Genomic DNA, 25,086 nt, shown 5'->3' with positions numbered 1-25,086 from the left:
GGGAATCCGCGCTTTCCAGGAGCTCATGCCAGCCCCGCCGCCGGAGCCGCTTCAGTTCTGCGCGGCGTAGTCGCTGAACCGTCCTTCGCGCATGGCCTCGCCTGCTTCTTCGAACGCCTCGAAGTCGGCGACGATGATCGATTCCGAGCCGGCAGTGCCCACGCCCTGGTTCGGCAGGGTGAACATGTCGATTCCGCCGCCGCGCACATCACGCAGTGACCATGCCAGGTCCGCCATGTAGCCGGCCTCGGCCAGCTGGGAGTCCACAGCCATATGCGGTGCGAAGTCTGAGACCATCCCGTGCACCCGCGCCGGGTTGGTCAGTGTGGAGGGAGTCAGCACCTGGTTCAGCACACCGCGCATGAAGGCCTGCTGGTTGGCCACCCGGGTGTAGTCGCCGTCGCTGAAGGCTCGGCGCTCGCGCACAAAGCTCATCGCCATCGTGGAGTCCATGTGCTGGGTTCCGGCATTGAACTGGTATCCGTCCCGGGAGGTGAAGGATGTGGGAACGTCGACGGAGACACCGTCCATAGTCTCCACCAGGCTCTGGAAGCCGGTCATATCCACTGTGGCCACGTGGTCGATCGGCACTCCGACCAGATTCTCCACCGTCTGCACGGCTAAGGCTGACCCCTCGCCCAGGGAGAGCGAGGCGTTGATCTTGGCCTCGCCGTGGCCGGGGATCGGCACCCAGGTATCCCGCATGATCGACATCAGCTGGATGGAGTCGCGCTCATGCGGAATGTGCATCCACATCATGGTGTCGGCTCGCCCGGAGTTGGGCAGCCAGGGCACGTTCTCCGACTCCCCGGAGCCGCCGCCGGAGTCCGAGCCAATGAGCAGAACGTTGAGCTGCTCGTCCTCGACCTCTTCACCGGACTCCTCATCTTCGCGGGTAGAACGCTCCGGCCGGTCCTCCGCCTCCGGGAAGGTGTTCTGCTCGTCGATGACGTTGACGGCTTCCTCGTATGCTCCGCTCAACGAGTTCAAATAGAGGGCCGCGGCGGCAGCAGCGCCCAGCAGAAGCACCACGGCACCGCACAGCACGCCGATGGCAACGTTCCTCCCCCGCTTGCTCCTGGGTGTGGTCTCAACATCTTCAGCCTGGTCGAATAAGTCCTGCGTCACAGGCTACAGGGTACGGGACGCGGCCCTGCCACCGGAAAACCGGGTACCACCCAGCCTCTACCCACGCTTGAAACATTCCCTTTTCCTGCGGGTTGGTATTATGCCGAAATAGTTGCCAGAAGAAATCAATGCCGTGACCGTGCGGCGTCAGTACGCTCGAAGGGATGGTTAGAAACACCGATGAAACGGGTTCTCACCTACGGCACCTTCGATCTGCTTCACTGGGGACACATCCGCCTGCTCAAGCGCGCCAGATCCTTGGGAGACTATCTGATCGTGGCCGCCAGCACGGATGACTTCGCAGTGGAGCATAAAGGTGGTCGCGCCCCCTACCACCAGTTCGAGACGCGCTGCGACATGCTCAAAGCCGTCCGGTTTGTTGATCTGGTGATCGGGGAGTCCACCTGGGAGCAGAAGGTCGATGACATTAGGCGCTACCACGTGGACACGGTGGTGATGGGCGGAAATTGGGAAGGCTCCCCACGATTCGAATACCTCAGGGACTACTGTGAGCTGATCTATCTGCCCCGCACCGAGGGAGTGTCCACTTCCCAGATTCGGCGTGACCTGCTGGCGGACGCGGTCGCCCTTCCCGGGCACGGGGGCCACGAGCCCGCCCCAGTGACCACCCGGTTGACCGCCCTACCCCGAACCGCTTAGGTCTCTCAGCGCCCGGCGGCCGACTGTCCAATCATGAAGCGGATTCTGACCTATGGCACATTCGATCTGCTCCACTGGGGGCATATCCGGCTGCTGAAACGTGCCAAGGCGCTAGGTGACTATCTGGTCGTCGGGCTCTCCACCGATGAGTTCAACGAGGCCAAGCCGGGCAAGCAGCCCAGCTACCACCCCTATGAGGTGCGCAAGATGATGCTCGAGTCTCTCCGGTATGTGGACCTGGTGATTCCGGAGGCCACCTGGGAGCAGAAGAGCGACGATGTGACTGAGCATGGTATCGACGTGGTGGTCATGGGCTCGGACTGGAAGAACTCCCCCCGGTTCGAGTATCTGCGCCCGGCCTGCGAGGTGGTTTACCTGGACCGCACTGAAGGCACCTCCACCTCAGACATCAGGCGCGACCTGCTGTTCGAGGCCATCGAGTACAGGCGCCAGGACCAGCAGCAGGCTCAGTTCGGACAGAGGGGTTCCCAGCACGATGACGCAGCCCCTCCCCCGCCGTCGACCGCCCGGCTGCGCGCCCTCGGCACCGACCCTGAGACCGCGCTCCCTCCCCCGCCGGACCGAGACTGATTCAGCCCAACCGAGCGGCGTGGAGCACCTCAGGTGAGAGGTTGTACATGCGCAGCTTTGCGTAGTCGCGGATCTGCTCATCGGTGAGGCTGCGGATGATCTCCGTCTCGGCCTCCGGGCCGCCGTCTATTTGCGCGCCGCCCTTGGGCAGAGAGGAACTCAGCGGGCCTCCGTGCAGCGGGACATCGACCACCGAGATCGCCGCGGCGGTCAGGGAGATCACATTCGACCGCTCGATGAGTCCCAGCCCTTCCAGCAGGGCTTTCGTGGAGGTGCCGTGGGAGACGATGACCGCGGTCCGCAGCGAGTAGTCGGTGTCCACCGACAAGGTCGGCTCGGCATCGGCCATGCTGCGGATGATCTCGCTGAAGGTGCTCACCATACGCTCGGTCACCGCCTCAGAGGCCTCGCCGTCGGGGGGTGTGGCCTCACCCTTCTTCCACGCTGTGTACTGCTCGGCGTGGTCGGACTTCGCAGCGGCGGTCTTCATTCCTTCCCAGGCACCTAGGCTCTGCTCGATGAGCCCCGGCTTCTCCACCGGATGGAACCCCAGCCCGAACTCCGCGAAGGTCGCATGAGTGCGCTTCAAGGGTGAGACGTAGCCGCGCACCGGGTGCTGCCCACGCACATAGAGTCCTGCTCCGCGGGCCTGTTCAATGCCTGAGGCCGCCAGCTCCACCTCAGACTGCCCCTGCAGCCGGTGGGTCTTGTTCCATTCGGTCTCCCCATGGCGGACCAATACGACGCGAATCAATGCTTCTCCTCTGATGTGGCGACTGCGAGCGCAGACCAGCCTATCGCTGAACGGCACCCTGCCCGAGCGGGCCGGCCTCCAGACGGCGGAGATACTGCTCAACACTGAGGCCCAATACCTCGGCGGCAGTGCCGTGGGCAGTGATCAGCCCTGACCGGCTCAGCTGCCTGGTCCAACGGAACTCGTAGGCCACATCGTGCATGGCCACCACATCATTGGTCTGGTTGTTCGGGCCGAAGGCAGAGTAGCTGGCCCGGTACCCCTCAGCCGCCAGGGACTGTCCGGCGTAGAAGTCGGCATTGAACACCGCGATCTCCGCCGGATGAAACTGCAGCAGGTCGTAGATGATCCGTTGGACGCCCTGGGCGGCACCGCGGAAGTACAGTCCGTGTTCGAACCGTGCGGCTCGCAGCCATTCGGGCCACTGCTCGAGCAGCGGCGCTTCCACGAAGAAAGGCCGGGTCACCGCTAGCTGGATCGTTCCGGATTCTGCCGTCTCGGAGACCTCCTGGTAGTCCCTCAGCAGATCACGCCCGGCGTAGTAGGCGATGTCGGTCCGGCTGCCGGCATGCTCCTTCTCTCCTGCCGGAGTGTGCCGGGTGCGCACGACGACGTCATAGGACTCGATCAGCTCCCCCAGTCCATCACCGCCGGCAGGCCCGACCACCGCAACTCGCCTGCCCGTCACCAGGCCGCTCATCAGATCATCCCCTGGGAGTTGGACCTGGGCACGGCGCTCGATGGCATGGGTACGGAGCGGTTCAGCGTCCCCGGCCATCAGCGCCGCGTCCGCGGCCAGCTTCTCAGCCTGGATCCGGGTTCTGGCATCGGTGAGGTCCACCGGGGGTTCAAGCGCTGTTGCTTCCAACCGGTGGTCCTCCTCCAGGTACGCATAGGCGCCGAGCAGGTGCTTAAGCCAGATTCCCGATTCCAGAGGAATCCCGACCAGCTCCCGCACCCGGTTGTGTGCCATGGCTTCGCGCAGGCGGGTTCCCGCGGAGAACTGGCCCAGGAAATGCAACCGTGCGGCGATGGCCTCCAGGAGCAGCTGATGCAGCAGCGGGAGTCGGTGTTGGTGCTCCTGGAGCTGACTGAGAGCCCGGTCTACGGCGTCGTCCCTTGGCGTTTGCTCAAAGATCCCGCCGATGGCCTGCCAAAGCTCCGTTCCCCTACGCAGCCGCCCGCGTCGGGGAATGAGCAGCTGCACCACATTCCAGATGCGAGGCCAGTCGAAGTGCGTTCGTGACCCGATGGTCAGCACGCCCTCGACGGCGCGCAGATCCTTGGGGTTGGCCCGGACTGCTCGTTCGTAGTACTCAGCGGCTGCGGCCAAATCCGAGACATAGGGCCTGCGGTGCGCGGAGGCGGCGGCCAGAAGATTCCCCGCAGAGGGCGAGCGCTCTGCCCTAGCTGAGAGTTCGGCGGCATCAGATGGAGGCTCAGGTGTTCCGCGGACCAATCCCGCCACCGAGTCATAGACGATGCCCTCTTCGGTCTCCTCCGCAGGCAAGGTTCGCCGCAGCAGACCGGCAGCGATGCCCCGGTAACTTCCGGTCACCTCCTGGTCCGCAGGCTCTAATCGGTTTGCTGTGGCACTGATCAATCTGGCCGCAATGGGGGCCCTCCCCACCCGCCGAGCCGTGCGGGTAAACACCGCAGCCGCTGCGATTTTCCACCGCAGTCCATGCAGACTCACTGCCATCGGATCACCATCGCTTGATCACCGCTCCTGGGCCCGCAGTGCTGGGGACTCTTCGAGCTTCTGCAGGTACTGCGCCTCGTTCAGAGCCAGCACCTCGCCTGCCACACCGTGACCCTGCAGCACACCAGTGGCCGCGATGGCTTTGGTGAGCCGGTGTTCGAACACCAGATCATGGGCGAGGATGATCTCGTTGACGATGGAGTAGGGGCCCAGGCCGGAATCCTTAGCCTCGCGGTAGCCGGCGCCGAAAGCCGTCTGGCCGGTGAAGAAGTCGATGTTGAACAGGCCGATCTCAGCCGGCTCGAACTGCAGCACGTCGTAGAGGATACGTCCGATTCCCATGGGCGGGCCGTGGAAGCCGAGCGAGTAGTCGTGCCGGTAGAACCGCAGCCAGGCGGGGCTCTCATGGCTGAAGCTGCTCATGCTCAGCCCCCGGCCTACGACCATTTGCAGTTCCCCGCGCTCGACTGCCGTGGTTGCCACTGGGATGAACTCCGTCAGGTCCCTCCCGGAAAAGTAACTGATATCAGTTCGGCTGCCGAGCCGGGCGATGTGGTCATCGGTGAATTCGGTCATCAGCCGAGGACGGATGATCACATCGTAGTCATCGATCGCTGCCCCAAGCCGGTCACCGGTGTCGGCAGGTCCCACCAGTGCCACGCGTTTGCCGCCCACCAGGGACCGGAACTTCTCCTCACCTGGCAGAGGGAGTTCCTCAGCGCGAGCGCGAGCATAGTCGACCAACGGAGTCGTACGGCCCCGGAGGAGATGGACGTCTGCGGCCATCTTCTCCAGGCGATGCCGCTCGGCTGCGCTGCTGGGTTCCCAGGGCATGGGGTCGATGAGCTGCTGCGCCTGCTGATAGCGCTCCAGATAGATGAGCGCTGAGAGCAGCTTCTGCCGGTGCCTGCTGTGACCAGCACTGGATGTTCCGAGCCAGGCGATGGTGCGTTCGGCCAACTGCCGCCGCAGGGCGAATCCCGCTTTCATCCGTTGGGCGAAGTGCAGGCGGTAAATGATCAGGCTGGTGGTGGGCCAGGACAGCCGCTGGCCCTTGACCAGCGTGATGTTCAGCTGAACGAGACTGGCGCTGACCTGAGCGTCAGTCGTATCAGCGGCGAACATGGGTCGCAGGAGGGACATCAGCCGCATACGTGCTCTCCGTCCGCGCCGTTTGCGAGCGGATTCGAAGAGTTCGGCGTTGCGCCAGAGCCGTGCCCAGTCTTGGTCTGCCCGGCAGCCCATCAGAAGCAGCCCGCGGAATGCCGTGGGACTCGAAGGCCGCAGCTCCAGAGCCTTTTCGTAGGCGTCGAGTGATTTGTCAAGGTCGGCCACATGGGGTTTCCGGTAGGCGGCAGCCAGATCGGTACACCACTGCGCCTTCGGCTCCAGTTGCACAGCTTGGCTCATCAGATCCAGCCCGGTCTGGCAGTCACCACGGGCGAACTCCAGCTTCCCCCGCTCATGGATCACATAGGCGTTGCTTGGGGCCAGTTCCTGCGCTGTGGCGAGTGCTTCGCGCGCGGCCTCAGTCTCGGAGACGGGGCCGTGACCGAGCCCGGCCACCGGATCATGGGAGACCGCACCCCAGGAAGCCCGCTGCAGCGAACGGGCCAGCGCCACCCACCGCAGGGGGTTCTCAGGCTCCAGGGCCACAGCATGTCTGCGCAGGGTGAGGGCTGCCTCATACTCGCGCAGCTTCATATAGCGCAGCGCCAGACGCTCCAGGGCGGCGGCGTCGTCGATACCCTGGATGTCCAGCTGATCGAGCAGCTTCATGGCACCGGCGCGGTTGGCTTCGAACAGTACCGTGGCAGCACGTTCCTGGAAACCGCCGATCGGGGTTCCCTTATGGCTTACGCTCGCCTCAATGCGCGGAGTCACCAGCCGCCCTGAGTTGACCACTCCTCGCGCGATCGCTATATCCGCTCCGGGGATTCTTCTAAGACCACGCACAGCATTCCGGGCAGCCTCAGCTCCCATCACCAATGGTTTAAGCATCGATGAGCAAGTCTAACCATTACGTCCTAGTAGGGCGGGAGGCTGGCCCAGTCGAGCTCTGCCCTGCGTACACTCTCCACTGTCCCGCTCTCTGCGGTCTCCTCTGCAGCACACCGGTAGAGGGTTTCACGCAGCTCGCGGATGTCTGAGTCGAAGAGTGAGATCCCGTGCTTGACCGCGGTGGAGGTCCAGGCCATCGCATAGCGGCAGTGGAACCCCTGGTGCTCCGGCATCCAGTTCCGGGGTGCCTGGGAGCCCTTGTCTTGCTGGCTCTCTGCCGTCACCGCCAGCAGGTTGGTGGGGTCATTGTAGAACTGCTTCCGCTCGTCCTCGCTCCGGTGCTGCATCTCGATCCAGGCATGCTCAACCGGCAGCAGATGGTCCAGCACTGTGTCGGGCGCGCTGTATTCGGCGTGGTCACCGGTGTAGGGGTCGTAGAAGTCCCCATCACGCACGCCAGTCTCAGCAGAGTTCCATTCCACCTCGGTCAGGTCCCGAGCGAGCACGCGGTGCCGCGTGTTGACCCCCTCATCGGCCGCCCAAAAGCCGAAGTAGTCCCGGCGTTGACCGGCGAGCGGACTCCCGTGGAAGAAGCTGTCATCATCTTCGGCTTGTTCGTCGAGCTCAGCGCGCAGGTCGTCGCCCTGCTCCCCTGCGCAGTATGAGTTCTCCGGAGAGATGATACGGGCATAGACAGTCTCTGCCCCAGTGCGCGGGTGACGAACTGTGTGGGTCTGGAGGTCACATTCCTCACGCTCCTCACGCTCCACGCTGCGGATCCTCGCGAGGTTCTCAAGATTCCAGAGGGCGTCGGTGTAATCACGTGATGTGTAATGCTCCCGTGGGCCGCCCCCAGGCTCTTCCTCCGCCTCCTGCGGCGAGGACTCCGGGGGAAGTGTCTGCCAGTCAAGGTCTGAGCTGCGCTGTTCCGGAAGGGCGTCGGCACCGTCGAGCTCCTCCTCCAAGCAGTCCCACAGCAGCTCGCGCAGGTGATCAACGTCGCGCTGGAACAGAGAGATCCGGTGCTTATTGGCGATATGTGTCCAGGTCATTCCATAGGCGCAATGGGCATCCTCGTTGTCCGGCATCCACTCAGACGGCGTCTGCCCGCTCTTCTCGCGGTTGGTCTCGCCGATGGTGCTGGTGAGGTTCATGTGGTCGTTGTAGTAGGCCACCCGGTCATCACGGCTGCGGTGCTGCATCTCCGGCCAGGTATGGCCTACCGGGATCATGTGTTCCCCGTGGGTCTCAGTCTCGCCGATGTTCACGTACTGCCCTGAGTAGTGGTCCCAGTAGGTGCCGGAGATGCTGAAGGTGCTGCTCCCGAGGTCACGGGCGTGAATCTCGGTGCGGGAGTTGACTCCGTTTCCGTTCACATCAGCCCAGGTGCCGAAGTAAGGCACCCGCTGGGTCACATTCTCGTAGGGGCGCCCATGGTAGAAGTTCTCATCAGAGTCCTCGAGTTCGTCAAACTCCTCGCGTAGCGCGTCACCTTCGGAGCCTGAGCACCACCAGTTGTCCTCATCGGCGATGTGGACATAGGAGCGGTCGGGCTCCGCCCCTAAAGGATGCATGACCTCATAGGTGAGCACATCGCAGTCCTCGTTGTTTTCGCGCTCGTGGCTGCGCACATAGGTGCTGGTCTCCAGGTTCCAGATGGCGTCTGCGTAGTCCCGGGCACTGTAGGCCTGGAAGGGATTAGGCACTTCGGACGGGTTAGAGTAGGTCGAGGCCGGAGATGCGGTGATGACGCCGAGCAGCGGGGCCGCGGCGGAGGCAGATAGTAGTGGAGACAGAGCACGACGCCGCGATACACCCCTCACGCGCTCCCCGTTAGGACTGGACTCGGCTGGCCTAGAGTTCACAGCGTAGGGCTTGAGCAGCAAGCTCCTATGACCATCGCCACAGAGCAGAGCGGCACTTCTGGGCCACATTGAGCCTTTTCCGCTAGATGCGTGTCTCCCATATGTGAGGCACGCCCTAGAAGGCGAAGAGTTACCTAAGTTCGAGAAGCCGCTCGACCTGACCCGTAAATTGCCTGGTCCTGGCCTCTACGAGGGCGTAGGGGGCCGCAGAAGGATCCCCATGCTCGCTGAGCGCACGCTCTGTCATTCTCACGACCTGACCATAGGCCTGGGTGTCTTCCTGGTCGGCGGGGATCTCGTGGTAAAAGCGTGAGAGGTCGAACATGTCGAAGAGAACTCTCTTCTTGAAGTCGCCGATGGTCCCCACCTGCCGGGTACTCTGTCGGCCGATCCCCACAACAGGGGTTCTGGACTGCATTGCATTGACCCCCACATGGTAGGTGTCGGTCACAACGAGCGAGGCACTGTCGATCCGGATCTTCAGCGCTTTGAAGGTTCCCTCCCATTTGCTGCGCGGCAGGGGGATCCAGTTCTTGAGCTCAACTCCTCTTAGACCAGTCGCTTCCTCTACCCTTCTGACAAGCGTTTCCCCATTGGCAAGCTTGGACCGGCGGAAAAAGTATGCGAATGTCCCGTCTCCTCCATTCGTCTTCCGGTGCCGAGGTTCTTGAAGGAATGCGCAGTCAAGACCCTGCTGGACTTGGTTGAGCGCACTAAACTCGACCATCCGCGATAGGTTCTGGAAGGAGAACGGGTCGCGCACAACGAGGGCCTCCAGAGTCTTCTCTAGGCGTCTGAACACCGGCCCGAAATCTGTCACCTTCTCAGTGAAGTCGTGCTGAAAATTCTGCCCGATGGCGTAGAGCTTCTGCTCGACGTATCGCGGCGTGAAGAGTTCCTTCCAAGTAGCGATGGCTTCACGTTTGCTTGTCTCAATCCCCCAACGGCGGCTCCGGTTCGGGAAGGACTTATAACCATAGAACGGGTTATTAAGAAAGTCCCCCCAATAGACCACGTGGGAGTAGGAATCCAGATCTTCCCACCGCTGGAAGGGTACATGATTGTACATACGGCCTTCGGCCTGCTGAGCGGAGAACAGGGTATAGTCGGCACCGCGAGCCGAGAGAAAATCCTCAGCTGCGCGGTCCACGCTGCACATACCGCTGTTGCCCTCATGCGCAGCACAAATGATCGCATAACGTTTGGACATTTCCCGCCTACCTCTTCCGAACCTTATCTGATACGTCAAAGAACTCTCTAGGCCGATGCCCCATGCTAGGAAATTCCACAGGGTCGACGTACACCTTGGGGGGTTCAGGTTCTGTATCAACGAAGAGAGCCAGCGAAGCCTTCCCATCACCCCAACGGAGCAGCTTGCGGAGGTCTTCAAGCGAACCTTCGAAGATGATCTCATAGACGAGGCGAACGTAGCCTCGCAGACTCCGCCTGATCTCTTCCTGGTGCTCGATGAGCCCTTCGCGCAGAATGCCGAAAGCGACCTCCGCCTTCCGGCGGTCCCGCGTCCTAGCAAGAGCGGAAATATGACGCATGATTCTCGCCCCAAACTGCATGCGGAAGGTCTTCGCCATCAGCCCAGGAACATTGCTCTCCCGAGCGACGCGAAGCGACTCGCCGGTCTGCACCAGACGACTGTTGATGTTGTGGGGGCGCAGGATATGGGCACCTGCGCTGACCGAATGAGGGTTCCGCTTGTAGGTGTACACGAAGTCCGAAACCAGGGAAATCTTTGGATCCTGCGCCACGGTCTGAAGCCAGTGGTGATAATCCTCGTAGGTGATACCCTCGAAGAAGCGAATACCTTGCTCCAACAGGAAAGAGCGACGAAACAGCTTGCCATGAGGTGCGTTGCGACTCAGGAGCTTATACTTCTCGTAATCCGCACCTCTGACGAGCGCCGTCTCCTTTTGGCCAGGGTACTTAGCGCCTGCGGTCCCATCACCACGGATGATGTAAGTGTTGCCCAGCGCCACGTCTGACCCATCACGCTCAATAACCCGGCTCAAGACCTCAACAAAGTCCGAGCTGATCTCATCATCAGCGTCGACAAAGGTCACAAACTCACCAACTGCCAGGTCGAAACCTACGTTACGTGCACTCGATGCCCCGCCGTTATTCTGCAGGATCAGCTTGATCCGGGCGTCCTCGGCGGCTGCATTCGCGACAACTCCCGCCGAACCGTCCTCAGATCCATCATCAACGCAGATCACTTCAAGATCTCCAAGGGTTTGCTGCGTGATGCTGGCGAGACATGCACCGATGTATTGCTCTGCGTTGTACACGGGAATCACGATCGACACGCGGGGCCACTCGCCCCCGTCGTCACACCAAGCGGACTCAGGGCGTCTCATAGTCACAAAAAATCCTCACACTCAGAAGCTTACGTTCTACTAACCACTGTCGAGCCCGCCACCACCATGTTGGCCAAAGATAACCCCGCGGACCCTCACGAAGCACAGCCCTAAGGAATCATCTGACACGGTCTTCACTGTGCGAATTTATTCTTCCAAGAGACGTCACACTGCTTGGTCTACGCCTCATGCGAAGAGCGGTTCACAGCCTTATCGTTAATTCAGCTCCGCAATGAATACATAATCCGCATGAACCACTGTCAAACGACCTAAATTAAATCATTAGATCAGAACTCTAGATGCTTGCTGATCCGCTCCTGCACTTTCTTCCGGTGCTGGCTCCGTTCCGTCTCCATCCAAATAGCGAGCTGAAGGCGCTCCAAAGGAGTGCTCGCCCTTTGGTTCGTGAAGTCCTCGAAGCCCTCGACGCGACTGGCCGCCGACAACCAGATGTCACGAAGATAAGGCATCAGCTTCATGCGAGTTACGTAGCGATAAAGCAAACGCGGCTCAAGCGGCTGCCACGGCTTTGGCTTGCCGAGGAAGTGAATCACTTCCATAGCTGAGACTTCTAACCGTGCATTCCACTCCCGAGCAAAGGAATTCATAGCATGGGGAAGATCAACGAAATCCGAGCCGAACCTATCGCACACATAGGCGAGTGCGACCTGCTCGATGGTCTTCGTCGCCGGCGCTTGGGTCATGATCTCGTCATAGATCGCCATAACCTCCGCAAAGAATCCCTCTTCAGAAACCTCTGCAATGGCTCGGTTGTCAAACAGAGCCACCCCCGCGTTAAGTTGCCTCACTGGCCGCTCCGGGTCGATTCGGTCCCAGCCTGTGCCTAACGAGGCCCGATCATTCACAACGGCGACTGAGCGAGCCGCCGCGGTCCGAAACGAGACCTTCATTCTGGAGTTGATGAGCCTGTCGAGCTCCGAAAAAGTCTGAACAGGAAGAGCATCATAGTCAAGCTTTAAGGAGTGCCCGTAACCCATAGAGCCCAAGTACTCCGGTACGGCCCAGTTCAGCATGACCTCTAAAGGCCAGTCACGATCAATCATCGCGCTGGACTTTGCAATGAGATCATAGGAAGAGACATCTCGCGCATCCAAGAACTTGATGCCTGCCTTCTCCATAAGATCAGCCTCATAGCCAATGGCAAGTGATCCGTCAAAGACTATAAACTTATCAAATCTTTCAGGATTATGATTTTCAAGCTCTTTAAGGGCGACTAAGGCAGGAAAGAATATCCTGTTATCTCCTGCGACGTAGGCGGCTATTCTCTTGTCATCGTTAACGTTCAACTCAATACTCCGGCTTTCTCAACATCGTGAAGGTAATCCAACGGATCACGGCTTAGAACTTTCTTGCTACGTCCATGCGCTGTCACTCGACCCGTCCTGAGCATAGCCTGTGTGAACTTGAAATCAGTCAAGAGATCATGTACGACAACGAGGTCGTTCATGAAAGAACCAGGTCCAAAGCTGCGCTTCTCGCGATATCCCTCAGCGAACTCTCCCGCACCTGTGTAGAAGTCTGAGTTGAAGATGGCGATCTCTTTAGGTCGGAACTGCAGAAGGTCATAGATCATCCGCTGGATACCAAGCGGCGACCCATGAAACGACAGCGACCAATCATGGCGGCAGAAGCGGAGCCACGAAATCTCACGCTGATGATGAGCATGAAAGCTGAAGGAACGTGTATTGACGATCTGCACTCCGGAAGTTGCTAGTAACGTCTCGACGTCGTCGATGAGCTTGTTCATGTCCTGGCCCGAGTAATAGGCGATATCTGTGCGGCTGCCCATAGACCTCGGGTGAGCCGCGACGAACTCTGGGTTGAAGTTCGGCCGCACCACGACGTCATAGCCGTCGATCATCTCCCCAAGCTCCTCGTTGGTAGCTGCCGGACCCACAAGTGCAATCCGTTGGCCCTTGACAAGGTTGACCATCTTCCGCTCGCCGGGAAGGTAGAACCCCTTGCGAGCATCCACCGAGTAGTTGAAATACGGATCGGGATTCCCGAGCATAAGCTCCGCATCTGCGTGGAGCTTCCTCACCGCAGCCCGTCGCGCATGGTCGCCCTGCGCCCAATACTCGCTGTCTTCTGACAGCCTGCTCGCAGTCTCTGCATCGTCAAGATAGATATACGCCTGCATCAGCTGGCGAAGGCCGCTGATGTTCTTGACACCAGACCGGCGAAGGCTATTGATCTTGTTGCGCGCGAGTCGCTGTCTGAGTGCAAAGCCTGCGGCGAGATGTCCAAGGAACTGAAGTCGGAGCACAACAAGTGCCAAGGTCTGAGGATGCAGATGGAGTCCCTCGTCGACAAAACCCCCAAGTCGCTCCAAGAAAGAGACGACGTCGCCCTTGTCGAATAGGTCACCCTCGTCGAAGAGAAGATCCACATACGCAGCGACCTCCGGCACACGATAGGGAGATTTCTTTCGGGAGGTCTCCAGCCCCTTGATATTGCGCCATACACGAGACCATTCCATGGGTCCTCGCACACCTGCATGCACCACGCCAGACTGTGCAGACGAATTCTTGGGATTGAGTCTGTATATCTGCTCATAGGTGTCCAGTGCCTCGGAGAACTTCGCAACATCGGGACGCCGGTACACCTGAGCCAGTGTCATAAGCCACGATTCCTCCGGATCCTTCAAGGCGGCTAACTCCAGAAGTGGCAGTCCCGCGTTGACCTCTCCTTTTTCCACCAGACGTCTCCCCAGCTCATAGGAGATCAGGGCGCTGCCCGGAGATAACGTGTTAGCCGTCTGCAGGAGCGAGACAATCTCTTCACCATGGGGCGTAGTCTTCCCACGGCTCAAACCAGTGAGCGGCTCATGAACAACACCTTCTTCGACGTCCTTGCCGAGACACAGCGCAAGCGCCACATACCGGTGAGCTTCCTGCTGCTCGAGCTCCACCGCCCAGCGGCGCAGACAAATGAGGTCACTGACAGATGCGGACTTGACGGTCCTCGAAGCCACACGCTCCATTAGTCCAGCAGAGGCGAGTCCTTCCTCGGCCGTCGCGAGGGCAAACACGACTTCCCCACCCGGCACATGCTCCAGGATAGCCTGCGCCAGACGGCTCGCCCTCGTCTGAGCACGTCTCTTCCGTCCCGTGATCAGCGTTTCGAACCTTGAAACGAAGTCGCTGCTGCCAATCGCAGCACGGCGCATCAGAATTTTCCTGCCCCTGGCGGTCTTGTAGGTCGCCCTGATAGCAGCAGGCGAAGTCATCGCTGCCAAATCCTTTACTGACTTACCTACCACCTGTACCACCTGGCGTATGCCCCTTCGCTATTGTCGCACTGATACCTCAGAAAGCTGCACATACACGCCTTCGATTGGAAATCCTTACTATATGAGAAACTTCACTGTAATCCAGCAGGCCCGCACTGTACCTCAGAGCAACTCGATTCCGCGACGCTGTTTCGCCAGAACGATGTCCTCCAGAAGGAGGAACTGATGCTCCCAGTCGATGTCCATTGCCACATCTTGGTCCATCTCGAAGATTCGCGGGTTGATTCCGACCCGGTCACCGACCTCACGCATCCGGGCGAACGGCATCAAATAGGCGGCGTGGTTGATCTCGAAAAGCGGATCGATGTCCTGGCTACGTGGCCAGCGTTCCGCGGTGGAATCGTAGTTGAAGGGCGTGGCATTGGCATCCCAGAGGAAGGTGTGGACGCGGGTGGCGGTCACAAGGGAATCATGTCCAGCCGCCTCAGCCTCCCGCCAGGCGTCGATCAATTCGGCGAAGACCTTCGCGGTCACCAGCGGGTGGGTCACATGCGTCATAAGCATGGTGCCCTCTTCCTCCAGTTCCGCTGCATACTGGATGAATTTGGACATCGGCGTCGAGGAGCCAGCCAGATGATCGGGCCGGTCATCGATCCGGACCGGTTTGGCCGTGATCTCTCGAAACTCATTGACGATCTTCGCAACCTGAGGGTCGTTCGTAGACACGATGATATCGTCAACTTCATCCACGAGTTCCAGCTGCTTCAGTTTGAGCTCGATAAGTCCGCCCCGGAAGCCAGCGAATGATCTGGTGTTCTTGTTCTTCACCCGTTCACTGCCCGCCCGACAGGGAACCACGGCAGTAATCTTGGACGAGGACCTTACCAACTCAGCTGTCGGCGCACTGTCCTGAATCGTTCCCCCCGACGCAGCGAGGTGCTTGTACTGGTCAAACAGCTTGTCGTCACGCATCTGCTGGACCATGTCGATAAGGTTCTCAGCCGTATCCACAGAGAAAGAGTCATGCTCCACCACGCCGATCTGCACCGTGTGGCCGTTCTCGAGGAAACGCAAGTGGTCATGGCCCTCGATCGCTTCTAGCGGCGTCTTGTCCAAGGACATGTACTCGGCGAGGGCACCCTTTCGGAAGGAGATCAGGTGGTAGGCCTTGAGGAACTTGGTGACTCCGGAACGCGAGGGCGAAGGGATATCCTCCCGGGAGAAGTACATGGCTTCCCCCTCGCGGTTAGCAACCACCTTAAAGTCCGAGGGCGAGTTCACCGTGGAGGACTCCGAAGCCAGCAGCGCAGTCGGTGCCTCCGAATTCAACAAGGTCTCCACTGAGGACTGAATATGGTCCGAGTTGAGTGCTGGCTCGTCCCCATTAATCAGACAGATGACGTCATAGTCCATGCCCTCCGAGGCTTCAGCTATTCGCTCAATACCGGTGGTGTGCCCTGAAGAGGTCATGATTGCTTTCCCCTCGTAAGACTCCACCAGAGACTTGATCTCCTCAGAGTCGGTGGCAACGTAGACCTCGTCCACGATCGGAGACATCTGCACTCGCTGCAGGACGTGGATCACCATGGGCAGACCGCAGATGTCCGCCAACGCCTTACGTTGTAGCCTCGTGGACCCAAGTCGGCTGGGCACCATCGCGATGACCTTGTGGCCTCGGAACGCCATCGGTTCTTCTCCTTCATCAATGCGGGTGATCCAGACTGCAGTGCCTCTCGGCGCCATCTGCGGTGACTACCGCAACACCCCGGCTTCTTCAATGGCGTGGACGTATTCATCGGGCGACTGAGCCAACACCTCGGCGGCCCTGCCCTGTGCCGTCACAATCCCGGTAGCCATCAGCGCCTTCATGAACTTAAACTCCGACTTCACGTCGTGGGAGACCACAATGTCGTTGATGTGCGAGTACGGCCCGAAGGCGTCACCCTGGCGCCAGCCTGCGGTGAACATCGAGCTTCCCGTGTAAAGGTCCGAGTTGAACACGCAGATTTCTTCGGGCTCGAACTGCAACAGATCGTAAGCCATGCGTTGGATACCCAGTGAACCGCCATGGAAGCACAGGGAGAAGTCTTGGCGGTAAAACCGCAGCCATGGCAATTGACGGTGGGCGTGGGCAGAATAGCTGAAAGGCCTCGCGTTGACCACCTTGACTTCGCCCCTTTCCACCGCTGCGGAGATCCCCTCGAATAGCGAGGTGAGGTCCTGTCCGGAGTAGTAGGTGATGTCCGTACGGCTGCCCTGAGCATGCTTGTTCTCTTCGATGAATTCTGGCTGGTAGCGAGGACGGACGACAACGTCGTATTCGTCGATGATGTGTCCGAGTCGATCACCGGTCTCGGCTGGCCCTACCAAAGCGACCCGATTGCCTCTGATCAGCTTTTCCATCCGGTAATCAGCGGTCAGCGGTGTGCGTGTGCGGGCTTCCTTGGAGTACTTGATGTATGGAGCAGCGTCGCCGACCCACAGTCGGGCATCAGCATGCAACTTCTGGATCTGCAGACTTTCGATTCTGTCCTTAGAAGGCCAGAACTTGACGTCCGCAAGGCTCGCTGCGGTCTCGGCCTCATCCAGGTAGACGTAGACCTTCATAAGGTTCCGCAGTGCAGTGGGAGAATCGATTGGTTTCTTACGAAGCGTGCGAAGACGCTCTTGGGCAACGCCTGTGCGCAACGCAAAACCGGCAGCGAAGTGACGTGCGAACTGCAGCCGAGTAATCACCAGCCCAAGAACCGCAGGATGCAGCCGTCGGTCACGATGGGACTCCGCCTCCAACGCCTGGATCAGAAGAGCCACATGCTCCTGGCTGGGATGATCAGCACCCCAGAAAAGCTTGTCCAATTGATATTGAATTACCGGGATGTCATAGGGAGTATCCCTCTTCTTATTGGTTTCTAACCTGCGTACACTTCGCCATATTCTAGGCCAATCCATGGAGCCGCGAGTTCCGGAATTAATGATTCCTGAGATCGCTTTCATATTCTTAGGATCGTCTTCAAAAACCCGCTCGTAATAGATCATCGCCTGTTCGAATTTGGCGATGTCGGGACGGCGGTAAATCTCCGCCAGCTCGAGGTACCACTCCTGGTCAGGACGTTTCAGGATCGCTATCTCCAACAAGGGCAAGGCTTGGCCCACCTCACCAGTGGCAATCAGAGCAGTACCGTACTCGTGCAACACATAGGGATTTCCCGGAGCAAGTTCGAAGCTACGTCTGAGCGCCTGAAGCACTTCTTCGCTTATAGGAGTTGTAGGGCCCTGAGCCAGACCTAGAATCCAATCATGGACCACCCCCTGCGCCGGAATCTCTAGAAGGCCCTGGGCCAACGCCAAATGACGGTGAGCGGTTTCGGGATCGAGCTCCACCGCACGGCGCCGCAGTCGGAGTGCAGTGACATAGTCACCTTCTAACGCAAGCCTGGCCGCGATCCTCTCTAAGAAATTGGGGTGGGCCGCACTATCTTCGTCAGCCAAATCCGCCAGTTCCACCTCAGAGCCCGGGTAGCTCTGCATGATAATCAACGGTAGACGTCGGGTTCGAGGGCGTTCCCTACCAGTCATCTGGACTTCTGCCCAGGGCATGAAGTCCGCGCTGGCCTGAGAAGCCCACTTGGCCAGTTTAACTTCTCCTCCCGGCATCCGGGCTACGGCATTAGCCGATACTGCGGCACCTTTGCGCTCAACCCTCCGCAGGGCGCGTACCGATTTAGCGACGATTCCCTGCGTCAGACCGCTGCTCGCATTCCCCCGTGTCATATCTAAAGCAGTCCTCAGTACTTGTGGTGCTCGGATGCGGTAATCTTCTTCTCCGTGGAGCCCACATGCACCTGTGCTTTGCGAACGTTTTCCACGTATTCCTTGAATGCTTCTGTCGCGAGGTCTACGGCCACGGCATCAAAGTGCGCCCACTCGGTGTTGCCGAGCTTCACGTGCTTCTCCACCATACCCGCACCTGCAGCGACGGCCAGTGCGGAGGCCATCCAGCCGAAGTCGTGGGATGAGTAGCCAGGCACAATCCGAGGACCCGGCTTGGCGGCTTGCTCCTCAGCTAACTGTGCGTAACGACGAACCACGCCAATATTGGTGTGCTCATCCGGGGTGGGATAGGCAGAGTTGCAGTGCAGCAGGTAGAGGGTGTCTTGGTTGGTGAAGGTATCCAACAGCCACTCCTCATAGTCCTTATCCGTCATTCCTGTGGAGATCACCAAGGAACCGGCATAGTTCTGTGCAACGTACTCCAGGTAGTCCTTCTTCCGGGAGATTGTCGAGGGGAGCTTGACCAGAGGAATGTCCAGTTCCTCAGCCATCCATTCGAAGGAGGGCTTGTCCAGCACAGAGGCAAACCATTTGATACCCAGATCCTTGGTGAGCTCATCTAAGAACTTGAAACCGTCCTTATCAAGCTCCAGCTGGTGACGGTAATCACCGAAGGTTGTGCCGAACGGGGACTTATAAGGGGCTGCCAGCTGCTCCGCAGTGTAGAAGTGCTCCACATCGCGCTTCTGAACCTTCACCCAGTCCGCACCTGCGGCGTGAGCCGCGCGAACCAGCTGCTCTAGACGATCAAGGTCGCCGAAGTGATTGGTGGTGATCTCCGCGGTGATCTCCACCGGGGGGACCTCCACCTCATGGTCAGGCTCCGTCAGAGCTGTCTGCTCCTTGACCGAAACCTGAAACTTCTCATTAAGAGCTTCTGCGGTGAGATTGGAGAACTCGTGGGTGCCCACATGATGAACTTCAAGATTGGAGTCCTCCAGGACATAGAGGGCATTGCGCAGGATGTACTGCTGGAGCTCGATCCCTGCCTTACGGTGAGAAGTTAACTGAGGGGTGAACTGCGTGTTAGCGGCGCGAGCGTTACCTTCTGCCGGGGTGAAGTCGAAGCCCACCATATAGACCGTCTGGGTCTTGCCCTTGTGGTCTGCAACTTTGCGGGCGACTTCTAGCCCTGTGAGGAACATCGCCTCTTCGATGACTATCTCGTCACGGTTCTGGAACCTACTGAGCATGATGTCTTCCTGGTCATTGCTCAGTGATTTGTATGGAAGGTTGACGACGGTGTGGCCCGGAGCCTCAAAGTCTATGGAGGTGATGTAGGCCTTGGAGCGCAGTCCATCATCCTTCAGCGAATCGGCCACCCAGTCCTCGTGGAAGATTGTCACGTCAGTTGCCTGGATGCGCTCGGCGTCATTGATGCCGATCACCAGACTGTGTTCGAACACGCGATGGGAAACAGAATCCGCAGACGGACCCTTGCCCAGAATGATGATCGTGTCGGACGTATAGTCCGCGGCAATCGAAGCCGTCAGATCTGCGATAGGTGCCGTCGTCGTACTGTTCATGAACTAAAAACCTCACAGTAATGTTTTGGGCCCGGTGGTAACGCCCCTCAAGGATTGTACACACGCGAGCGGTACGCTATTGGGTATGTCCCATCCCGCGCCGACTGCCCCCACGTTAGCCGGATTTCCTGACGTTTACTCCGCCGAAACGCTCTACATCAAGGGGCGAATCGAATCCGCGAATGCCGGGCGCAATACCTGGAACGAAGACGAGGTCTTTTCTCCCGGAAAGCTACTGTGGCGCTCAACACGCGGATTCAAAGTAGCGCCAAAGCGAATCAACAACACCAACATCCTGTTCTATCAATCCGGGAGACTAGTGGGCAGCTTCGACCGCGCAGTGACTTCACTAGTCAGCCATCAAGCTCGGAGAGCCTGCGCTTCTCGTTACACCCTGAGGAGCTACCTAAAAGCCTCAGACCTCCCTGTCCCCGAAAGCAAGGTTTTTTCGGTCGAGCAAGTGCAGAACGCTTTGGCATACCTAAGGCAGCTTGACGCCCCCGTGATGGTTCGCCCCATAGCAGGCAGAGCCCAACCTGGGTTCAGCGCCGGAATCTCCACAGACAATCAGTTGGCTCATGCCTGGGAAGATGCAGCGGCAACGTGTTCCTCACTGCCAGCGACACAGCGTCAGGTACTCGTGGAACAGCACAAGCCAGGGCTGGACCTACGACTGTACGTAGTGGGGGAGGAAGTACCTGCAGCTGTGGTGCGACTGCCCTTCTACGCCGTAGGCGACGGCCAGTCCACCCTGCTCGAACTCCACGAGAATCTCATGGACGAACTGGAGGCAGATGCCTACCTCACACCGCCATCAGCCGAGCAGACACAGAGCCTTCTTGCCCGATGGGATATCTCCGCCTCACATGTGCCGGGAGTCGGCGAAATAGTGCCACTGTCAGAAACCACCAGCGCTGCACCAGGTAGCGCCATCACCGTAGATGTCGCACAGCTCGTGGCACCGGAGCTTAAGCAGTTGGCCGTTGACGCAATGTGGGCCTTCCCCGGACTGAGCGCTGCCGGTGTGGATCTGCGTGTACACGATGTCTCGGAGCCAGAAGACTCGGTCATTACCGGGGTTGACCCTGCAGCTGACTTCAGCGAATTCCGCTACCCGACATATGGAAAGTATCGCCGCGTCAGCTTGGACATCATCAGACATATGGTGCTGAAGGCAGGGCAGTAGAGCGTGCAAGGGCTCAGCCGGAGGAGCGCAGGGCCTCCAAGCGGTGGGCGAACTCCCTCAGGTCTTTGCCATGTGTGTGCTTAATTGCGGTCGCTGCGGGCCCATGCGAAAAAACCTACGCCAGCAGCGCTCGCGGCACCGAAGTACCAGAACCACGCCCCGGAGTCCAGGCGAGCATCCGGCGGGAATGCCATAACCAGGCAGTGCGGTGAGTGATGTGCCGGCCGAGATCCCGCACCACGTCCACGGTGGTGCTGCAGGGTCCGCTCCGGCCCCGATGGCGACCCGTTGGGTCTGCCGTGGAAGAACTCTGGGAAGTCTCTTCAGTAATGCGAGTGCACATGAACCAGATCCTTGCCCCGAGGCGCCGCCCTCAAAACCCTCGGGGGGCAGGACCACCGCTGAACTGTGGATCCGCCAGAAGCTCCTGCACCTGTGCCGGTGCCTTGTCACGCTTGTCCTCCTCCTCCAACAGATGTGATTCGCCGGGTCCGGTGCCGCCGGAACTGGCATGGCGGTGCTGTTCCCGGCGGATGACCGGATTACCCGGACCGAGGTCCAGCTCGGCAAGCAGCGCCCGGTAAGCTTCCAGCTGGTTCCGGTCCGTCTGCTTTCTGGCCGCGGCCAGGTAGAGCAGAGTCGGACTGAAGTAGCCCTCCACCACTAGCCTGTGTTGCACCTCCAGTGCCGTGCCACCGCTACGGGCCGGTCAGGTATGTGGCCCGACACTGAGGACGTTCTTGACCGGAAACTCCTCAGACCCCCTGAATTATGCCGTGGCCCGGATCGACACCCAGGTGCACTGCGAATGGTGCGTGGATGATCACCGAAGCACCCCAGAGAACAGCGCTGCGCCGAGGATGAGTCCAGCCCCACCGGAGTCAAACACCACATGTATGAGCCACACTGTCCCGGCGAAAACCACCAGCCCAATCACCATGCCGTACCAGCGGAGAACGTGGTTGGGCCTCTGCAGAATCACCATCGCCGAAGACCACCGTATGACAGCATCCTGAACAGGTGCATACACCTCGCTGGTCAGCTCAGACTCGCCGGCAGTGTCAACCGCTGTGAGCTGCCGGTACTTCTGCCAAGGGTCCACTTTGTGAAATCTTCAGCCTCAATGTCTCGATCTGCGGCGTCGGTGGTTTAGGGTAAACGGCAGGTCTAAAGAAAGTACTGACCACTGCGACGGCGTGGAGCACCGACGACCTCGGCACCCACGGCAGCGCACAGCCGGAGCCTGATGTCCACCCAATGGTGCGTGGGCGCTCCCGTGCAACCCACGATGCACTGTGCGGACCTGAACAGTTACTTTCTCAAGGAGTCATCTACCCATGCCTGATCACCACTCGACCGCGCCCATTACCGACGAAGAGGTCTTCGCCGCCCATGAAGGCGGAAAACTCACCGTTGAGACCACCAAACCACTGGATTCGAAGCGGGCGCTGTCCATCGCCTACACACCCGGGGTGGCCCAAGTCTCCCGGGCGATCCACCACGACCTGGCCAAGCACGCCACCCACACCTGGGCCTCCCGGCTGGTCGTGGTGCTCTCCGACGGCACCGCCGTACTGGGACTGGGCAATATCGGCGCAGCCGCGTCCCTCCCCGTGATGGAGGGGAAGTCAGCCCTGTTCCGTGAATTCGGCGGCCTGAACTCGATCCCGCTGGTCATCGACACCACCGATGTTGATGAGATCGTCGAAACCATGGTGCGTCTGCGGCCCAGCTTCGGAGCGGTCAACCTCGAAGATGTGGTGGCCCCGCGCTGCTTCGAGCTGGAACAGAAGCTGATCGAAGCCCTGGACTGCCCGGTGATGCATGATGATCAGCACGGCACCGCGGTGGTGGTGCTGGCCGCGCTGACCAATGCAGCCCGGCTGACCGGCCGCAGCTTCGCCGACACTCGTGTAGTGATCGCCGGTGCCGGTGCTGCAGGCATCGCAGTCACAGACATTCTGCTTGAGGCCGGAGTCGAGGACATCATCCTCACTGATTCCCAAGGCACCATTCACCGCGACCGCGACGACCTCAACGAGGTCAAGGCCCGGGTGGCGAAGACCACCAACCGGAACAACATCATCGGCGGAATCACCGAGGCTCTCGACGGCGCAGATGTCTTCATCGGAGTCTCCTCCTCGAAAGTGCCCGAGGAGGCGGTTGCCAACATGGCGGAGAACGCCATCATCTTCGCCTTATCCAACCCGGATCCGGAGATCACTCCCGACGTCGCGGCCCGCCACGCCGCCGTGGTCGCCACAGGGCGCTCGGACTTCCCGAACCAGATCAACAATGTGCTGGCCTTCCCCGGGATCTTCCGCGGCGCCCTGGACTCCGGTGCGCGGCGGATCACCCCGTCCATGAAGGTCGCCGCCGCCACGGCGATCGCCGATGTGGTCGGTGAGGATCTTCGTGCTGACTACATCGTGCCCTCACCACTGGATGATCGCGTGGCCGCCGGAGTCGCTCAAGCGGTGATGAACGCCGCCGGCGAAGACGGTGCCACAGGCTAAGGGCACGGCGGCTTCTCCTGCGGCGTGATCATCGGCTCTGCGACGCATACAGGGCCCGATACTGGCATGTACGGTAATAGCACCAACTTCCCGGATCCCGAGGACCATCCATGACAGTCTCATCCACGCCGCAGAACTCCGTGACTCTACGTTTTCTTGCAGCACCCACTGATGCCGGCGCTTCAGGCTCCGTGGATGCGGGAACGGTGCTGAACTGGGTCGACAAGGCCGCATACGCGGCGGCCGTGGGGTGGGCGAAGAGCTACTGCGTGACAGCCTATGTGGGCAATATTCACTTCGCCGACCCCGTCGAAGTCGGTGAGATGGTCGAAGTGACGGCAACGATCGTCTACACCGGCAGCTCATCGATGCACATTCGCACCACGGTGACCTCCAGTAACCCGCAGGGCGGTCAGCCCCATGCCTCAACATCCTGCCTGGTGATCTTTGTGGCAGTCGATGCCCAAGGCAAACCCACACCAGTGCCCCCCTGGACTCCGCAGACCGAGTGGGAGCACCGTGAGTACGACCACGCCGAAGCCAGGATAGAGGTTCGCAAAGAGATCGTCCGGGCCATGAACGGGCAGGAGTACACCGATGAGGGTACTGCCGAGCGCATCATGCTGAGGTTCCTTGCCGCCCCCACAGACGTCAACTGGGGCGGCAAGGTCCATGGTGGAGTGGTGATGGAGTGGATCGATCAGGCTGCCACGGTGTGCGCCTCGCGCTATTGCGGTATGGACACAGTGGCAGTCTTCTCAGGAGGAATCCGGTTCTACCGGCCTCTGCGGATCGGAGACCTCGTCGAAGTCGAAGCCCGTCTGGTGTACACCGGCACCAAGGGTATGCACATCGCTGTTCACGTGCGGTCAGCAGACCCCAAGACCTCAGAGTTTCATTTCACCACGTACGGGCTCACCGTCATGGTCGCCCGCGATGACACCGGCACCTCAGTCCCTATACCCGCCTGGGACCCGGTCAGTGCTGAGGACAAAAGGCTTCATGCTCACGCCCGCGACCTGCTGGAGATCCGCGGCAAGGCACCCGGTAATCGTCTGCCCAATCACTTGCTGGACCCCACGTGCTGAAGGTGTGCACCTCCGCCCTCTGACGAAGTGAAGCGCCATCGACCAGGCATCCCTGCTGCGAGTCAGACCTCTTTGATCAGCTCGCCCTACAGTGAGTCGATGAGACCGCGCATGAGCTGAGAAGAAGTAGTGCCGCGCTCCCGGGCGACATTGCCGAGCTTGGCCCGGCTGGTGCGCGTCCAAACGCACAGTGAAAGGCCTGGCATCGGCTCCGACACTGACCGGACGCCGAGGGACGGCCGGGCCAAGGTGTCTGCCTGTGTAGCTCTGCTCGGACTCAGCCTCAGCGGCCCAGCGCTCGATGTCCTCGTCGGTGAACGCGGCACCGTTCACCGCCTTATACCTGCTCATCTGGACTATCTCCCTAGACCGACTTCGTTTGAGAACTTTGTTGGGGGCGATCATCGCGTGGAGCACCAGCCACCCATCCGGCTCATCCCTCAACCGCAACGAACTCCGAGAGCCGGCCATGCCTATCGATGCCAACACCGACCGACTGGATTGGGTCGGTATCCTTTGCACCGGATCGTATAGCCGATTCGAACGCCGCCTGCACATCATTAAGTGTCGCGCTCATCACGGCACCTTCCCCGCCGAACTCACACCCGGCGTGTCA

At 60.0% G+C, this 25,086-nt stretch carries 19 protein-coding genes; 5 read left to right on the top strand and 14 right to left on the bottom strand.

Annotated elements, in window-relative coordinates; all coding sequences use genetic code 11:
- Window positions 1–51: 51 nt before the first annotated feature.
- Entirely contained in the window at window positions 52–1,128 is a 1,077-nt protein-coding gene (locus DVO78_RS08145; protein WP_157983947.1) for an LCP family protein, read from the bottom strand.
- Window positions 1,129–1,308: 180 nt separating this feature from the next.
- Between DVO78_RS08145 and DVO78_RS08140 the strand changes: the two genes are divergently transcribed.
- Together DVO78_RS08140 and DVO78_RS08135 are read left to right on the top strand one after the other, a co-directional pair.
- A complete protein-coding gene (locus DVO78_RS08140; RefSeq protein ID WP_120004319.1) occupies window positions 1,309–1,788 on the top strand; it encodes an adenylyltransferase/cytidyltransferase family protein in 480 nt (159 codons plus the stop codon).
- 33 nt (window positions 1,789–1,821) lie between these two features.
- Window positions 1,822–2,379: an adenylyltransferase/cytidyltransferase family protein gene (locus DVO78_RS08135; RefSeq protein ID WP_120004318.1), complete on the top strand. Its 558-nt coding sequence runs from the start codon at window positions 1,822–1,824 to the stop codon at window positions 2,377–2,379.
- A gap of 1 nt (window position 2,380) precedes the next feature.
- On the opposite strand, the gene DVO78_RS08130 is transcribed toward DVO78_RS08135, so the two are convergent.
- The 11 genes from DVO78_RS08130 to DVO78_RS08080 all read right to left on the bottom strand — a co-directional run bounded on the left by DVO78_RS08130 (window position 2,381) and on the right by DVO78_RS08080 (window position 19,680).
- Window positions 2,381–3,133 (bottom strand): histidine phosphatase family protein, encoded by a 753-nt coding sequence (locus DVO78_RS08130; RefSeq protein ID WP_157983946.1) that lies wholly within the window; start codon window positions 3,131–3,133, stop codon window positions 2,381–2,383.
- A 40-nt stretch (window positions 3,134–3,173) separates the two neighbouring features.
- Window positions 3,174–4,691 carry a hypothetical protein gene (locus DVO78_RS08125; RefSeq protein WP_157983945.1) on the bottom strand — a complete coding sequence of 506 codons (1,518 nt, stop codon included), beginning with the start codon at window positions 4,689–4,691 and terminating at the stop codon, window positions 3,174–3,176.
- Window positions 4,692–4,853: 162 nt separating this feature from the next.
- Window positions 4,854–6,836, bottom strand: a complete 1,983-nt coding sequence (locus tag DVO78_RS08120; protein WP_157983944.1) for a tetratricopeptide repeat protein — start codon at window positions 6,834–6,836, stop codon at window positions 4,854–4,856.
- A gap of 26 nt (window positions 6,837–6,862) precedes the next feature.
- Window positions 6,863–8,542, bottom strand: coding sequence for a hypothetical protein (locus tag DVO78_RS08115; RefSeq protein WP_120004314.1), 1,680 nt, complete (start codon window positions 8,540–8,542; stop codon window positions 6,863–6,865).
- A gap of 289 nt (window positions 8,543–8,831) precedes the next feature.
- Window positions 8,832–9,851, bottom strand: coding sequence for a polysaccharide pyruvyl transferase family protein (locus DVO78_RS08110; protein WP_157983943.1), 1,020 nt, complete (start codon window positions 9,849–9,851; stop codon window positions 8,832–8,834).
- 67 nt (window positions 9,852–9,918) lie between these two features.
- The gene (locus DVO78_RS08105) at window positions 9,919–11,019 is read right to left on the bottom strand and encodes a glycosyltransferase family 2 protein (protein WP_157983942.1); all 1,101 of its coding nucleotides are present in this window, start codon (window positions 11,017–11,019) and stop codon (window positions 9,919–9,921) included.
- Between the two features lie 338 nt (window positions 11,020–11,357).
- The gene (locus tag DVO78_RS08100; protein WP_157983941.1) at window positions 11,358–12,377 is read right to left on the bottom strand and encodes a hypothetical protein; all 1,020 of its coding nucleotides are present in this window, start codon (window positions 12,375–12,377) and stop codon (window positions 11,358–11,360) included.
- The gene (locus tag DVO78_RS08095; RefSeq protein WP_120004310.1) at window positions 12,374–14,320 is read right to left on the bottom strand and encodes a hypothetical protein; all 1,947 of its coding nucleotides are present in this window, start codon (window positions 14,318–14,320) and stop codon (window positions 12,374–12,376) included. Before DVO78_RS08095 ends, DVO78_RS08100 begins: the two co-directional genes overlap by 4 nt.
- A gap of 165 nt (window positions 14,321–14,485) precedes the next feature.
- Complete coding sequence (kdsB, locus tag DVO78_RS08090; protein ID WP_162301577.1) at window positions 14,486–16,009, bottom strand: 3-deoxy-manno-octulosonate cytidylyltransferase; 1,524 nt, start codon at window positions 16,007–16,009, stop codon at window positions 14,486–14,488.
- A 66-nt stretch (window positions 16,010–16,075) separates the two neighbouring features.
- Window positions 16,076–17,851, bottom strand: coding sequence for a tetratricopeptide repeat protein (locus DVO78_RS08085; RefSeq protein ID WP_157983940.1), 1,776 nt, complete (start codon window positions 17,849–17,851; stop codon window positions 16,076–16,078).
- 257 nt (window positions 17,852–18,108) lie between these two features.
- Window positions 18,109–19,680 carry an N-acetylneuraminate synthase family protein gene (locus DVO78_RS08080; protein ID WP_120004307.1) on the bottom strand — a complete coding sequence of 524 codons (1,572 nt, stop codon included), beginning with the start codon at window positions 19,678–19,680 and terminating at the stop codon, window positions 18,109–18,111.
- Between the two features lie 640 nt (window positions 19,681–20,320).
- Between DVO78_RS08080 and DVO78_RS08075 the strand changes: the two genes are divergently transcribed.
- On the top strand, window positions 20,321–20,866 hold the full coding sequence (locus DVO78_RS08075; RefSeq protein WP_157983939.1) for a hypothetical protein: 546 nt from the start codon (window positions 20,321–20,323) through the stop codon (window positions 20,864–20,866).
- Window positions 20,867–21,239: 373 nt separating this feature from the next.
- Here DVO78_RS08075 and DVO78_RS08070 read toward each other — a convergent pair whose 3' ends face one another.
- Complete coding sequence (locus tag DVO78_RS08070; protein WP_157983938.1) at window positions 21,240–21,545, bottom strand: hypothetical protein; 306 nt, start codon at window positions 21,543–21,545, stop codon at window positions 21,240–21,242.
- Between the two features lie 144 nt (window positions 21,546–21,689).
- The gene (locus DVO78_RS08065; protein ID WP_120004304.1) at window positions 21,690–21,968 is read right to left on the bottom strand and encodes a hypothetical protein; all 279 of its coding nucleotides are present in this window, start codon (window positions 21,966–21,968) and stop codon (window positions 21,690–21,692) included.
- A gap of 235 nt (window positions 21,969–22,203) precedes the next feature.
- Between DVO78_RS08065 and DVO78_RS08060 the strand changes: the two genes are divergently transcribed.
- Together DVO78_RS08060 and DVO78_RS08055 are read left to right on the top strand one after the other, a co-directional pair.
- Window positions 22,204–23,382 carry an NAD(P)-dependent malic enzyme gene (locus tag DVO78_RS08060; protein ID WP_120004303.1) on the top strand — a complete coding sequence of 393 codons (1,179 nt, stop codon included), beginning with the start codon at window positions 22,204–22,206 and terminating at the stop codon, window positions 23,380–23,382.
- Window positions 23,383–23,492: 110 nt separating this feature from the next.
- The gene (locus DVO78_RS08055) at window positions 23,493–24,470 is read left to right on the top strand and encodes an acyl-CoA thioesterase (RefSeq protein ID WP_120004302.1); all 978 of its coding nucleotides are present in this window, start codon (window positions 23,493–23,495) and stop codon (window positions 24,468–24,470) included.
- The last annotated feature ends 616 nt before the right edge of the window (window positions 24,471–25,086 follow it).

This window comes from Nesterenkonia muleiensis (assembly GCF_003600155.1).
GTDB lineage: Bacteria > Actinomycetota > Actinomycetes > Actinomycetales > Micrococcaceae > Nesterenkonia > Nesterenkonia muleiensis.
Note: the sequence above shows the minus strand (reverse complement) of the source record. Positions and strands in the feature narration are given on the sequence as shown.

Bases quoted from the DNA above. Each gene is read 5' to 3' on its own strand.
- DVO78_RS08055 (WP_120004302.1), top strand. From the start codon at position 23,493: ATGACAGTCTCATCCACGCCGCAGAACTCCGTGACTCTACGTTTTCTT.
- DVO78_RS08095 (WP_120004310.1), bottom strand. From the start codon at position 14,320: ATGACTTCGCCTGCTGCTATCAGGGCGACCTACAAGACCGCCAGGGGC.
- DVO78_RS08120 (WP_157983944.1), bottom strand. From the start codon at position 6,836: ATGCTTAAACCATTGGTGATGGGAGCTGAGGCTGCCCGGAATGCTGTG.
- DVO78_RS08085 (WP_157983940.1), bottom strand. From the start codon at position 17,851: ATGCAGAGCTACCCGGGCTCTGAGGTGGAACTGGCGGATTTGGCTGAC.
- kdsB (WP_162301577.1), bottom strand. From the start codon at position 16,009: ATGGCGTTCCGAGGCCACAAGGTCATCGCGATGGTGCCCAGCCGACTT.
- DVO78_RS08080 (WP_120004307.1), bottom strand. From the start codon at position 19,680: ATGAACAGTACGACGACGGCACCTATCGCAGATCTGACGGCTTCGATT.
- DVO78_RS08135 (WP_120004318.1), top strand. From the start codon at position 1,822: ATGAAGCGGATTCTGACCTATGGCACATTCGATCTGCTCCACTGGGGG.
- DVO78_RS08060 (WP_120004303.1), top strand. From the start codon at position 22,204: ATGCCTGATCACCACTCGACCGCGCCCATTACCGACGAAGAGGTCTTC.
- DVO78_RS08140 (WP_120004319.1), top strand. From the start codon at position 1,309: ATGAAACGGGTTCTCACCTACGGCACCTTCGATCTGCTTCACTGGGGA.